This window comes from Nonomuraea cypriaca, assembly GCF_015645445.1.
GTDB lineage: Bacteria > Actinomycetota > Actinomycetes > Streptosporangiales > Streptosporangiaceae > Nonomuraea > Nonomuraea cypriaca.
Genome location: NZ_JADOGI010000094.1, coordinates 25,915 through 38,688, shown reverse-complemented (window position 1 = coordinate 38,688; position 12,774 = coordinate 25,915). Strand labels below are relative to the sequence as shown.

Below are 12,774 nucleotides of genomic sequence, written 5' to 3'. Positions count from 1 at the left end.
GATCTCGACCCATAGCCCGCCCAGCCCCACCGCCAGGGTGAGCCCCCAGGCGTGGTCGCGGACGACGCCCACGAGGAGTTCGACCCCGCCGGTGCGCTGCGGCTGGACCAGCGCGCCCACCTGCCCGGTCGAGCGCGCGCCCACGGCGGCGACCACCTCTCGGTACGCCAGGCGCACCTGAACGGGTCCCGCCAGGCCGAGGCGTACGCCGCCGATGTCGCTCTTGTGCCCCAGCCCCTCGGCCGCGGCCTTGAGCACGACCGGATATCCGAAGCGATCGGCCGCCGCCACCGCCGCGTCCTCGTCGTGGGCCAGGCCGGAGGGCACCACCGGAATCCCCGCCGCGCCGAGCAGCGCCGCGGCGCGGTGCTCGGCCCAGACGCCGGTCGCCCCGTCCACGTGCCGGACGGGCGGGATCGGGGGCGGGACGGCCGCCTCCGCCGCCAGCGCGGCCCGGTGGGCCTCCGACCAACGGGCGGCGGCCCCGATGGCGTTGAGCCCGTGCTCGATCCCCCCGGCCACGTGCGGGAAACCCGTCTGCTCCTGAACGGTCCGGCCGAACTCGGTCACGTCGGTGAGAACGTTCGACACCACGACGACGGGGACGGGCGATTCCGCGATCAGCTTGGCGTTGGCCGTGTACGCCGCCACGATGGCGGCCGGCTCCCGCGTGGCGACGCGCGGCTGCTCCGACAGCAGCATGATCGCATCGATTCCCGGGTCGCCCGACACGGCCTCCAGGGCACGGCCGAGCAGCGTGCGGTCGATGAGGACGTACCCCGTGACGTCCAGCGGGTTCTGCACGGTCCCGAAGACGGGCACGATCTGTTCGAGCTTGGCGACGGTCTCCGGCGCGAACGGCGGCAGCTCCAGCCCTTCGTCCTCCGCCCGGTCCGCGATGATCTCCGACGCGCCGCCAGACGGGGTGACCACGCCGATCCGCCGCCCCGGCAGCGGCCCCGTCTCCGCCAGCAGGCCCGCGGTGATGATGAGGTCCTCGATCGAGCGCACCCGCAGGACGCCGAGCTGACGGAACGCGGCGTCGATCACGCGGTCGTCGCCCACCAGCGCGCCGGTGTGGGCCTGAGCGGTGTGCGAGGCGAGCGCGCTACGCCCGATCTTCAGTGCGACCACGGGCTTGCCCGCCAGCAGCGCCCGCCGGGCGACCCGCGCGAACTCCGCCGGGTTGCGCACCGATTCCAGGAACAGCGCGATCGAGGTGGTGGCCGGGTCGTCGACCAGATACTCCATCACGTCGGTGACGGTCAGCGTCGTCTCGTTGCCCATCGAGGTGAGCAGGCTGATGCCGATGTTGCGGGACCGGGCGAAGGCCAGGACCGAGCTGGCCAGGGCGCCGCTCTGCAGCACCACACCCATCGAGCCGCGCAGCAGCGGCGGCTGGAAGGGCAGCCCGTACGGGGTGATGCCGGCGGCGGCGTTGATGTAGCCGTTGCCGTTCGGCCCGAGGATCGTCAGCCCGTTCTCCCTGACGAAGCCGGCGAGCTCCGCCTCCATCACGGCGCCCTCCGGACCCGCCTCCCCGAAGCCGGCCGTGAGGATGACGTAGCTGCGGATGCCGAGCTTGGCGCCCTCCCGCAGCACCGGCAGCACCGCCTTCGTCGGCACCATGACGTACGCCAGGTCCACCGGCTCCGGAATGGCGGACAAGCTGGTGTAGGCGGGCTCGCCGTGCACGACGCCGCCGCGCGGGTTCACCAGGTGGACCGGCCCGGGGAAGCCGTGCGTACGCAGGTTGGCCAGGGTGCTGATCGACCACCCCGACTTGTCCGTGGCCCCCACCAGCGCGACCGATCGGGGGTTGAACAACTCTGCGACCGACATGTCACTCCCCGATCGTGCCCAGGCGGACGTTGCCCTTGATCAGGTTGCGGGCGATCGTACGCCGCTGGATCTCATCCGTCCCCTCGAAGATGCGCAACAGCCGCAACTCCCGGTACCACCGCTCGATCGGCAACTCCTTCGTATACCCCATACCCCCGTGAATCTGCAGCACCCGGTCGACGACCTGGTTGGCCATCACGGCCCCGTTGAGCTTGGCGATCGACGAGGCGTGCCTGGCGTCCATGCCCTCGCCCACCCGCCACGCCGCGTACAGCGTCAGCCACTTCGCCGCCTCGATCTCCACCTGCGAGTCGGCGATCATCCACTGGATGGCCTGGTACTCCGAGATGGCCTGGCCCATGGACTTGCGGATCTTGGCGTAGTCGACGGCCATCTGCAACATCCGCTCTGCCGAGCCGATGGCCCGTGCCGGGATCATGTAACGTCCCTGGCCGATCCACTGCATGGCCAGCTCGAAGCCCTTGCCGAGCTCGCCCAGGATGTTCTCCTCGGGCACCCGCACGTCCTGGAACACCAGCGCCGCCGGCCCCCACTGGCCCATGGTCGGGATCGGCTCGGACTTCCACCCCATGTCCCTGTCCACCAGGAAACAGGTCACCCCGTACGGCTCGGCCACGGCGAACACCATGACGAAGTCCGCCTCGCTCCCGCCGGTGATGAACGTCTTCTCCCCGTTGATCACCCACTCGGCGCCGTCCCTGACGGCCCTGGTGCGGATGTTGCGGGCGTCGGAGCCCGCGCCCGGCTCGGTGATGGCGAAGCAGGAGCGCCGCTCGCCCTCGATGGTCGGGATGAGGTAACGCCGCTTCTGCTCGTCGGTGCCCGCGTAGAGGATGTTGTCCGCGCTGCCGCCGAACGAGAACGGCACGAACGTCCTGCCGATCTCCATGGCGATGATCGCGGACATGATCGGGCCGAGCTCCGCGCCGCCGTACTCCTCGGGGGTGTTGATGCCCCAGAAACCAGACTTCCTGGCCTTGGCGCGCAGGTCGCGCAGCACGTCGGGGTCGAGCGCCGGCCGGCCTTCGCGCTCGTTGCGCAGGACCTCCGGCTCCAGCGGCATGATCTCCTTCTCCACGAAGGACCGGACGGTGTCGCGGATCTGCCGTTCCTCGGGGGTGAGTGAGAAGTCCACAGCCGCCTCCTGGCAAATTTCTAGAATCCACGTCTAGGAACTGTTTCCAGAATGAGACTCGCCCCCGCACGTGTCAACAGATAGTGGAATCGGATTCTAGAAACTGTGGCAGACCAGAAGGGTGTGTAGCATGAGGCGCATGTACCACAGTGTTGGCTTCATGAAGCCCCGCCGTCGCGCCTGACGGCGCGGCGCTGAGCTTTCTTCTCGTGTGTCCGCCGTCGCGGTAGTCGTACCGGGCGGCTTCTTCGTGCTGCCCGGTTCCGGAGCGAACTGTGGAGCACAACTGTGGAGGCATCGCCCTCGAACGATCGGCCGTTGTCCGGCCGGTCGATGCAAGAACTTCTCGCCGAACTGAGCACGACCGGTCGCCTGCCGGCCGGGACGAGCGCTCATCTCGCCGCCCGCGGGATCCGGGTCGTACTCGGCGGCCGTCCCGTGTTGTCCGATGTCGACGTGACCGTCTCCCACCGGTCGCGGCTGGCCGTCGTGGGTGAGAACGGCCGGGGCAAGACGACGCTGCTGCGCCTGCTCTCCGGCGACCTCGCGCCCGACGACGGCCAGGTCGAGCGCGTGGGCACGGTCGGCGTGGTCCACCAGTCCCTGCGCGCCCACGCGGGAGAGACCGTCGGCACCCTGGTCGCCGAGTCGGTGCACGTCTCGCACCTGGCCCTGCACGCGCTGGACCGCGCCGCCGCGGGCCTGGAAAGAGGCGACGAGAGCGCGGACGCTCTCTACGCGGCCGCGCTCGACGCCGCCATGCGCCTCGACGCATGGGACGCGGAACGCCGGGTCGACGTCGCCCTCGAAGGACTCGACGCGTGCACTGACCGTGACAGGCAACTGGCCACGCTGTCCGTCGGCGAGCGTTATCGCGTACGCCTGGCGTGCGTGCTCGGCGGCAGCCATGACGTCCTGCTACTGGACGAGCCGACCAACCATCTCGACGCCGGCGGCCTGGACTTCCTGACCGCCTCCCTGCGGTCACGGGCGGGCGGGCTGGCGATCGTCACTCACGACCGTGCCCTGCTGCGCGAGGTGGCCGACGAGTTCCTCGACCTGGACCCGAGCGAGGACGGTCGTCCCCGGGTGTTCGCCGGCGGGTACGCGGGCTGGCGGGAGGGCCGCCGCCGTGAACGGGAGCGATGGGTTCAGGAGTACGAGGCCCAGCAGGCGGAGCACGCCAGGCTGGCCCAGGCCGTACAGGAGGCTCGAAACCGGCTCACCACGGGATGGCGGCCGGACAAGGGGACGGGCAAGCACCAGCGCCAGTCGCACGCCCCGGGGATCGTCCAGGGCCTGAGGCGCAAACAGGAGGTCCTGGAGGCGCATCGGGTGACGGTGCCGCAGCCGCCGCTGTCGTTGCAGTGGCCGCGGCTGCGGACCCGCCGTGGCCTGCCGATCCTGCGGTGCGACGAGGTGACGGTCGCGGGGCGCCTGGGCGTGCCGGTCACGCTGGACGTCGACGGCGGCGACCGGCTCCTCGTCACCGGCCGGAACGGCGCAGGCAAGTCGACCCTGCTCGGGGTCCTGACCGGCGACATCACCCCGTCGACCGGCGCGGTACGCCGGTCCGCCGGCGCCAGGATCGCGTACCTCTCGCAGGAAGTGCCCGCGTGGCCGGTCGATCTGCAGGCGCACGAGGTGTACCGCAGGCATGTCGCGACGCTCGTGGCACAGGGCGAGGTGACCGAGGCCGACCTGGTGCCGCTCGGGAGCACGGGGCTGCTGGACCGTGAGGCGCTCCGCACGCCCGTGGGGCGGATGTCCCAGGGACAGCAGCGCCGGCTGCACCTCGCACTGTGCCTGGCCAGGCGGCCTGACCTGCTGATACTCGACGAACCCACGAACCACCTGTCATCGCTGCTCGTCGACGAGCTCACCGGGGCGCTGCGAACCACGCCCGCGGCCGTCATCGTCGCGACGCACGACCGCCAGATGCTCTCCGACCTCGCGTCGTGGCCGTCCACGGCCATCTGGAGTTGACGTTCGAGCGGGCGCCGTGGGCCCGGGCGTTCACGCTGAGGCGGCGGAGAATTGATCCATCATTACCATACGCTGTCGAACTGTTACCCTAAGTAGCGCCTGGCGCTCGGCAACCGATCAACACCTCATTCACCGAAGGTAGAAAATGCAGACCATACGACGCTTCGCCGTGATCGCGGCGGCAGTGGCAGGGATCATGATGTCTCCGGCCGCCATCACCGTGGCCGGCGCCCACGCGGGAGACACCGACGGCGGCCCCGGTGGCCTGCTGTCCAACGTCTCAGGGCGAAACTCCTCAGGCCACGCCAACCTCTGCGGCAGCGGCAAGCTGGCCGTCCTCAAGGAGCGCACCTGCGTCACCAAGGACCTGGGCCGTCGGGGGAAGGGCGGTGACCACACCGGCCCCAGCGGGGGCGTTCTGTCCAACCTGCTCTTCGCCCGCAACGCCTCCGGCCACAGCAACAACTGCGGTAACGAGACGATCTCGGTCATGAGCCGCACGACCTGCGTCACCGTGCACAACTAGGCACCGGACAGCCATCCGCCGAGGGCCCCGTGGAGGGCCTCGGCGGGTTGGCGCGTGCTCCGGCCCGCCCTTGCCGCCCGGCCACCCGGCCAGGTTCGGCTTCCAGCAAGCGGACGCGTTCTCATCGGCCCACGCGCGTCCGTCCCGCGGCCTTCTCGGAGGTGATCATGGGATCCGGCCCGCAACTCACGATCGGCGCGGTGGTCCCCGAGACCGGCCGGCTCGCCCGGCTCGGCGACCCGATGTCCTTCGTCCTCGGCGCCCTCGCCCCGCGTCTCCCGCCGGTACGCGACGGCGACCGCCGATACGGCGTACGCGTCGCGATCCGCGACAGCCGGTCCGAGCCGTCGAGAGCGCGCCAGGCCGTTCGCGAGCTGGTGGAGGTCGAGCGGGCCAGCGTGATCATCACCATGGCCGGCACCCAGGTCCTGCCCGTGGTGGCGGAGACCTGCGAGATCCTGCGGGTGCCCTGCGTGTCGACCACCTTCCCCTGGCAGGCGTACCTCCACACGCGGGCCGTCGACGCGGTCCACCGCTTCCGCTGGACCTACCACTTCGCCTGGGGGCTCGACGACATCGCCAACGTGTTCGCCGACATGTGGGAACGGCTGGGCGGCAGGCAGACGGTCGGCTGCCTGTGGAACGACGATCTGCAGGGCAGGCTGCTCCGCCGCCACTTCGCGCCGGTGGCGATCGGGCGCGGGCACACCCTCGTCGATCCCGGGGGATACCGCGAGCCGGCCACGGATCTGTGCGGGCAACTCGACCATCTGCACCGCCACGGTGCCGACATCGTCACCAGCGCCGCCACCGCCGCCGACCTGGCCCTGTACTACCGCCAGGCCACGCAGACCGGGCCGCGCCCCCGGTTGATCACCTGTTCGCGGTGGCTGACCTATCCCCATGCCGGCACCGCCCACGACGCCGGCCCCGACCTCGCCGAGGCGCGGGTGGCCACCCTGGTCTACTGGACGCCGCGGCACCCCCACCGCTCGTCCTTGGACGACGTCACCGCCGCCGACCTGGCCGCCTCCTACCAGCGCGCGACCGGCCGTCCCTGGCTCCAGCCCCTCGGCCTGGCCCACGCCCTGGTCGAGGTCGCTCACCACGCCTTGACGTCCGCGGCAGATCCGGCAGAGCCGAGCGCGGTCGCCGAGGCGATCGGCCGCACCCGGCTCGCCACCATCGCGGGGCTCCTGGACTGGACGAGCGGCCCCACCCCCAACATCGCCCTCCTCCCCCTCATCGGCGGCCAGTGGATCAGCACCCGCAAGGGCCACGAACTCGCCGTCGTCACCAACACCGCCGCCCCCGACATACCCATCGCCGCCGACCTGACCCCGGCACACCCTTGACATGCGCGCCTGCCAGCCCACGGGTTCGGCGGGCGCTGACGCGCCAGCCCCTGGCCCGGTGGATGGGCCAGGGGTCTGGCTGCTGTCAGGCGCAGGTGTATCCGGACGGAAGCGCGGTGTTGCCGTTCGGGCGGTTCACCTGGAAGCCGACGCTGGTGGTGCCGGTTCCTGGGGCGAGGGTGCCGTTGTGGGCGGCGTTCCTGATGGTCACGGTCTGTCCGCTGACGGTGACGGCACCGTTCCACGAGCCGGCCATCGTGTGCCCGGCCGGCAGCGTGAAGGTGACCGTCCATCCGTTGATCGCGGACGTGCCGGTGTTGGTGATGGTCAGGGGCTGGATGACGTACCCGGTGGCCCAATGGGTCTGTACGGTCGGAACGGCCGTGCAGCCGCCGGTGGAGGAGCCGGGCTGGGTGGTGACCTGCGCGGTGTTCGAGACCGCCGAGGTGTTGCCCGCGGCGTCCCGTGCCCTGACCTGGTAGCGGTAGGTGGTGCTCGGGGTCAGGCCCGTGTCGCCGTACGAGGTCGTGGCCGAGGTGCCGACCTGGGTGAACGTGCCACCGCTCGCGCCGGGCGCGCGCAGGATGTCGTAGCCGGTGACGCCGTTGTCGTCCGTGGCGGCCGTCCAGCCCAGGGTCGTGCCCGTGGACGTGTGGTCCCCGAGGCGGCCAGGCCTGCCGGGGCCGTCGGCGGCGAGGTGTCGCCACTGCCCCCGGCGGTCGTCGTGAACGTGACCGGTTGCGAGTTGCCTGACAGGTTTCCGGCGCCGTCACGGGCCCGTACGTACACCTGGTACTGGGTGTTCGCGGTCAGCCCGGTGAGGGTGGTCGAGTTGGTGGTGGACTGGCCGAGTTGCGGGTCGGTGGCGCCCTGCTCCCTGTAGACGTTGTAGCCGGCCAGGCCGGAACCTCCCTGGTCGGTGGACGCGGCCCAGGTCAGCGTGGCGCTGCCGACGGTCACGTTGGACGCGGCAAGGGTGCCGGGCGTGCTCGGAGCGGTGGTGTCGCCGCCGGAGTCGCCGAGGGTCGGGGTCTGCCAGTCCCTCCACTCGGCCAGGTTGCCCTGCGCTCTGGAGGAGATCCTGATCGTGCCGGCGGCGCTGCCCGTGTTCAGCAGGAATTTCTGGATGTTCTGCTGCAACGGGGTGCGCCATTCCGACCTGTTGGCGCAGTGCGTACCGTCCTGGACGTCGGACCAGTAGGTGATGTTCGCTCCCGCGCCGAGCGCCTTGTAGACCTCCGCTCCGCCCAGGGCCGCCACACTCGCGGATCTGGGACCCAGGTTGGCGATGTGCGGGTTGTCCATGATGAACAGTCCGCGGGGCGCGACCATGGCCACCAGCTGGTGGGTGTCCACCGGCAGCCTGTTCGGGCTGCTCGTGAAGGAGCCGAACGCGTCGCCCAGCCACGGCTGCTCTCCGTACGCGCTGCTCAGGCTCTGGGCGCCTTCTCCTGGAATCCCGCGGAAGATGGGAACGCCGGCGCTACCCGACTCGATCGGCATGGTCAGAGTGATGCGCTGATCGAACGCACCGGTGACGAACGCACCCTTTCCGAATCGGGAGCAGCCCGTGACGCCGGTCGCGTCCGCTTTGAGGATGTTGCCGCCCGACTGCTCGATGACGTCGATGATCCGGCTCACCCCCCAGGCCCAGGCGACGAGCACTCCGGTGCTGCTCGAGGAGCCGTAGATGCTGTAGAAGGCGCCTTGCTTGTTGTTCCTGGGCGTGCCCTCCCGCCCCACCGCGTAGGGGTCGTAGTTGATGACGGCGGCGCCCGCCGATCTGATGGCGGCCGTGTCCGCGCCGAATCCGCCCAGGACGACGACGGCAGGGAAAGGCCCGGAGCCACCCGGCAGGGAGACGCTCGCGGAGAAACTGGAGCTCCTGCCGTTGTGGGACACGTTCACCGTGATGTTGCTGTTCGAGACCGTGCCCATGACGCCGGCCGGCTTCGGTGGCTTCTCGCCGTAGACGAACCTCTCCGCCAGCCGCTTGGTCTCTTCCCGCCTGCACCGCCACTCGGACTTGGTGGTGATGCGCGTGCCGTCCATCTTTCTGAAGGGATCGGGGAGCCTGGAGTTGGTCGGCAGTGATCCCTCACTGGGCAGGCCGGGCACTACGCAGTCTGCGCCCTCGTTTTCACTTCCGGCAGCCGCGGCGGCCTCGGTGGCGGCTACCGTCACCGCTCCCGCGGCCGACAGCGTCACCGCCACCACCAGCGCGACGACCCTCGAACGGATCCTTGAGCGGGCTAAGCTGATGATCACCAGGGCTCTCCCTTCCCGGGGGGTGTTGGCGATCATTCTGAGAATCCGTTCGAAACATGTCAACGCATATGCCGAAACATTTCGGAGCGCCATGCCTCTGAACTGGGGCTATATCTCCACTAATCCCGAAATTATCGGAAACTAGCTGAACCGAGAACTATCGCACCCCGGCAGTCGCCGGATCTCCTCGTCCGGGTACGGAGTGCGCCGGCTCTCGTCCCGGAGCCGACGACGGAAATCGGACATCACCGCGGCCGGGGGGCTGTGCCGGCTCAAGACGGCCGCGACCGCCCGGGGCACTCCCGTGGGCGGCTCGCCGAGGGCCCACTCGCGTATCAGCGCATCGCGTTCGTCCCTGTCGGCGCCGAGCAACTCGGCGGTCAACCAGTGCACCAGGTGCGTACGCGTGTAGCACCGGTCATAGGAAAGGTGCCGCTGGAAAAAGCGGACCTCCTCCGGCGACAGGTCGAACCGCGACGACAACGCGAGCCCGAAGTCGGCGACGTACAGGTGCCGGCCGTCGGTCAGCACGTTCTCGTAATGGGCGTCGAAGTGCAGCAGGCCGTGGGCGTTCATGACGGAGACCGCGGCCTCCAGCTCGCGCTCGACCAGGTCGTAGGCCAGGCTCGCGGCCTCTTCACCCGCCGCCACCTGGGCTCGCAGCCAGTCGTGCAGGTTGTGCGGGAAGTGCTCGAGGAACAGGACGAGGCTCGACGAGGAACGCCGGCGCGCCTCGATGCGGTCGCGTACCTCCTGACCGCCGCCCCAGTAGGCGACGACCGCCTCCACGTCGGCGAGTTCGTCCGGCGGAGGCTGGGCGGTGTCCGGCAGGACCCGCCAGTGGTACATCAGCGGGAAGCCGGGGAACCGCCCGGTGAGCACCCAGTTCGTGGTCATGACGTGCGTCGCCAGCTCCCGCCACGCCCCGAACCCCGGGTTGCCCATGCCGTAGTGGAAGGAGGACGGAACACCGAAGACGTTCGCGGTGGAACGGACGTTCTCCGGCCGGAGCTCCAGATCGGTGAGCGGCACCCGCTTCGCGAACACCCGCGTGCCGGCCACCTCCAGCGACGCCGACCGTCCCCCGATGCCCGAGCCGAGCGGGACCGCCTTGTCCATCAGCTCGCCGATCTCGCGGTCACCGCACAGGGCCAGGGCGGTGGCGACGGCGCCGTAGGCGGTGATGCGCGATGTCGAGGTCTCCATCCGGGGGACTCTAGATCACCCGGAGGGGGGCGCGCGTCAGAGCCTCGTGCGGGACCGGTCAGAGCTCGACGGTGTCGTACGCGGCGGAGGGCGACCGCCCGGTCGAGGGCCACGCGGCTACGTCGTGGTCGTGCCGCAGCGCTCCAGCAGCTCGTGGAGGAGGCCGACGACCTCCTCCGGCGTGAACTCCATGGCGTTCTCCCCGACCGTGATCTCGAAGCTCGACCTGGCCGGGTCCGGCGAGGACCGTACACGCGGGAAGAGCTGCGTGCCGTGCTCGGCCAGCATCGCGGCGCCCGCGGCCTCGGCGGCGCGCCGCCCGGCGGGCAGGTGCACGTGGAACATGGGCGTCTGGGGCGGGTCCGGCCACGCGCGGGCGGCGCCGTCCTTGTTGATGGCCGTGGCGAGCGCGATCGCGTGCTCGCGGAAGGCCGCCATGCGGGGCAGCACGGTGTCGAGCCCGGCCAGCGCCGCCAGCGCGACGGGCCACGGCTGGTACGCCTGCCCGCCCAGCCGCGAACGCCACACCCCCGCCTCGGCGATGGTGGCCGCGTCACCGAGCAGCACGCCACCCGAGAAGCCCTGGAGCGACTTGTACAGCGACACGTAGACCGAGTCGACCGAGTCGAACAGACCCGCGATCTCATGGAAGGGTCGCCGATAGTACGTCTGCGCCTCCCACAGCCGGGCCCCGTCCATGTGTACGGCGGCTCCACGGGCCCTGACGAGCTCGGTCTGGGCGCGAAGATCGTCCCATTCGGGCAGCAGGCCGCCGAGGTCGCGCTGGGGCAACTCCCAGACGACGGCCGCCAGGGGCTCCGCGATCTCGGCCAGGTCCGCCTCCGTCATCAACTCGTGGCGGTCTCCCGTGGGATGGAAACGCAGCCCGTGTACCACGCTGTAACCCTGGTTCTCCCACACGTGCAGGTGGCTCTGCGGGTGCGCGGCGAACGCCGGCGCGCCTCGGCGGGAGGCGTGGATCCGCAGCGCGACCTGCTGTGCCATCGTCCCCGTCGGGAACAGCAGGGCGGACTCCTTGCCGAGCAGGTCCGCCAGCCGCCGTTCGAGCGCGGCCACCGGGGCGTCGGGCGGCGTGTCATCGTCGACGTGCCTGAGCAGTTCGCGCAGCACGGTCGCGGGCTTCCTGCGGATGGGCGCGTGCAGGAACAGGGAACGCCGGACCGATGGGGAGTTCGTCACTGGACCCGCCTTTCGTCTGGATCTGCCCGGATTCAACCACGGCCAGAAAGTTTTTGGCCGCCGTGTCGATCCGGCCAGGGTTCGTTCGACGCATCAGTGAGAGCAACCGTACGAGACCGGAGGGAAACGCCATGCAGAAGATCACCACGTGCCTGTGGTTCGACGACCAGGCCGAGGAGGCGGCCGAGTTCTACACCTCGTTGTTCGGCGACTCGCGGATCGTGGAGGTCCAGCGTCACGGCGAGGGCGGGCCAGGACCCGCAGGTACGGCCATGATGGTCACCTTCGAGCTGGCCGGCCAGCGGTTCATGGCGCTGAACGGGGGCCCGGACCACAACTTCACGGAGGCGATCTCCCTGTACGTCGACTGCGGCTCCCAGGAGGAGGTCGACGAGCTGTGGGCGAAGCTCACCGAGGGCGGGCAAGAGTCGGAGTGCGGCTGGCTGAAGGACAGATGGGGCCTGTCCTGGCAGATCATCCCGAACCGACTGTCCGAGCTGCTGAGCGACCCCGACCCTGCCAGAGCGCAGCGTGCCATGCAGGCCATGCTCGGCATGCGGAAGATCGACATCGACGCCATGGAGGCGGCCGCGAAGGGCTGACGTCCGGGCGGGCGCCCGCGCGTCCGACGCGAGCGCCCGCCCGGACTGGAAAGGCCGCCGAAATCCGAGTGCGGCGCCGAGCGGAGCTGAAGTAGCGTTCGGCCACATGAACCCCGAACGCATCCGCCCACCCTTGGTCGCGGACGAACGCACCCAGCTCCTCGGCTGGCTCGACATGCAGCGCGCGATCGTCCGCTGGAAGTGCGAGGGCCTGTCGGACGAGGACGCGTACCGGTCCGTCTTGCCCGCCTCGCCGCTCATGACGATGGCGGGCCTGGTCTCCCACCTGCGCTGGACCGAGCACTGCTGGTTCGAGATGCTCTTCCTGGGCGGCCCGTCCGACCGCAACCCGCAGTTCGACGAGAGCCAGGAGGACGCCGACATGCGGCCGGACGGCGTCCCGCTGGCCCAGCTCCGCGACGAGTACGAACGCCAGTGCCAGGTCTCCAACGAGATCGTCGCCGCCCACTCCCTCGACGACGTCGGCAAGCACCCGGACTACCGCTCGGGCTCCGCCAGCCTGCGCTGGATGCTGATCCACATGGTCGAGGAGACCGCCAGGCACGCCGGCCACGCCGACGCCATCAGGGAGCTCCTCGACGGCCAGACGGGCTACTACTGACCCGCCTCCGC

10 protein-coding genes and 1 pseudogene are annotated in these 12,774 nt (G+C 70.3%); 5 read left to right on the top strand and 6 right to left on the bottom strand.

Annotation, left to right across the window (positions count from 1 at the left end):
- The coding region (locus tag ITP53_RS28220) for an acetate--CoA ligase family protein (RefSeq protein WP_195898484.1) at positions 1–1,842 on the bottom strand (1,842 nt) is incomplete at its 3' end.
- 1 nt (position 1,843) lies between these two features.
- Positions 1,844–2,998: an acyl-CoA dehydrogenase family protein gene (locus tag ITP53_RS28215; protein ID WP_195898483.1), complete on the bottom strand. Its 1,155-nt coding sequence runs from the start codon at positions 2,996–2,998 to the stop codon at positions 1,844–1,846.
- A gap of 333 nt (positions 2,999–3,331) precedes the next feature.
- Here ITP53_RS28215 and ITP53_RS28210 point away from each other — a divergent pair, with 333 nt between their 5' ends.
- The 3 genes from ITP53_RS28210 to ITP53_RS28200 all read left to right on the top strand — a co-directional run bounded on the left by ITP53_RS28210 (position 3,332) and on the right by ITP53_RS28200 (position 6,865).
- Complete coding sequence (locus ITP53_RS28210; protein ID WP_195898482.1) at positions 3,332–4,984, top strand: ATP-binding cassette domain-containing protein; 1,653 nt, start codon at positions 3,332–3,334, stop codon at positions 4,982–4,984.
- A 145-nt stretch (positions 4,985–5,129) separates the two neighbouring features.
- Complete coding sequence (locus tag ITP53_RS28205) at positions 5,130–5,510, top strand: hypothetical protein (RefSeq protein ID WP_195898481.1); 381 nt, start codon at positions 5,130–5,132, stop codon at positions 5,508–5,510.
- A gap of 167 nt (positions 5,511–5,677) precedes the next feature.
- On the top strand, positions 5,678–6,865 hold the full coding sequence (locus ITP53_RS28200) for an ABC transporter substrate-binding protein (RefSeq protein ID WP_195898480.1): 1,188 nt from the start codon (positions 5,678–5,680) through the stop codon (positions 6,863–6,865).
- Between the two features lie 85 nt (positions 6,866–6,950).
- On the opposite strand, the pseudogene ITP53_RS28195 reads toward ITP53_RS28200, so the two are convergent.
- The 4 genes and pseudogenes from ITP53_RS28195 to ITP53_RS28180 form a co-directional block, all read right to left on the bottom strand.
- Positions 6,951–7,463, bottom strand: a pseudogene (locus tag ITP53_RS28195) (cellulose binding domain-containing protein); the annotation flags it as partial.
- Complete coding sequence (locus ITP53_RS28190) at positions 7,367–9,133, bottom strand: fibronectin type III domain-containing protein (protein WP_328816001.1); 1,767 nt, start codon at positions 9,131–9,133, stop codon at positions 7,367–7,369. The pseudogene ITP53_RS28195 and the gene ITP53_RS28190, both read right to left, overlap by 97 nt.
- Before the next feature lie 141 nt (positions 9,134–9,274).
- Positions 9,275–10,339 (bottom strand): protein kinase family protein, encoded by a 1,065-nt coding sequence (locus ITP53_RS28185; RefSeq protein ID WP_195898479.1) that lies wholly within the window; start codon positions 10,337–10,339, stop codon positions 9,275–9,277.
- Between the two features lie 117 nt (positions 10,340–10,456).
- A complete protein-coding gene (locus tag ITP53_RS28180) occupies positions 10,457–11,539 on the bottom strand; it encodes a threonine aldolase family protein (RefSeq protein WP_207756517.1) in 1,083 nt (360 codons plus the stop codon).
- A gap of 131 nt (positions 11,540–11,670) precedes the next feature.
- On the opposite strand from ITP53_RS28180, the gene ITP53_RS28175 reads away from it, so the two are divergent.
- Both ITP53_RS28175 and ITP53_RS28170 read left to right on the top strand, forming a co-directional pair.
- Positions 11,671–12,141, top strand: coding sequence for a VOC family protein (locus ITP53_RS28175; protein WP_195898477.1), 471 nt, complete (start codon positions 11,671–11,673; stop codon positions 12,139–12,141).
- A 106-nt stretch (positions 12,142–12,247) separates the two neighbouring features.
- Positions 12,248–12,763: a DinB family protein gene (locus ITP53_RS28170; RefSeq protein ID WP_195898476.1), complete on the top strand. Its 516-nt coding sequence runs from the start codon at positions 12,248–12,250 to the stop codon at positions 12,761–12,763.
- The last annotated feature ends 11 nt before the right edge of the window (positions 12,764–12,774 follow it).

Coding starts and splice junctions, on each gene's coding strand:
- ITP53_RS28185 (WP_195898479.1), bottom strand. CDS start 10,339: ATGGAGACCTCGACATCGCGCATCACCGCCTACGGCGCCGTCGCCACC.
- ITP53_RS28170 (WP_195898476.1), top strand. CDS start 12,248: ATGAACCCCGAACGCATCCGCCCACCCTTGGTCGCGGACGAACGCACC.
- ITP53_RS28200 (WP_195898480.1), top strand. CDS start 5,678: ATGGGATCCGGCCCGCAACTCACGATCGGCGCGGTGGTCCCCGAGACC.
- ITP53_RS28205 (WP_195898481.1), top strand. CDS start 5,130: ATGCAGACCATACGACGCTTCGCCGTGATCGCGGCGGCAGTGGCAGGG.
- ITP53_RS28175 (WP_195898477.1), top strand. CDS start 11,671: ATGCAGAAGATCACCACGTGCCTGTGGTTCGACGACCAGGCCGAGGAG.
- ITP53_RS28210 (WP_195898482.1), top strand. CDS start 3,332: ATGCAAGAACTTCTCGCCGAACTGAGCACGACCGGTCGCCTGCCGGCC.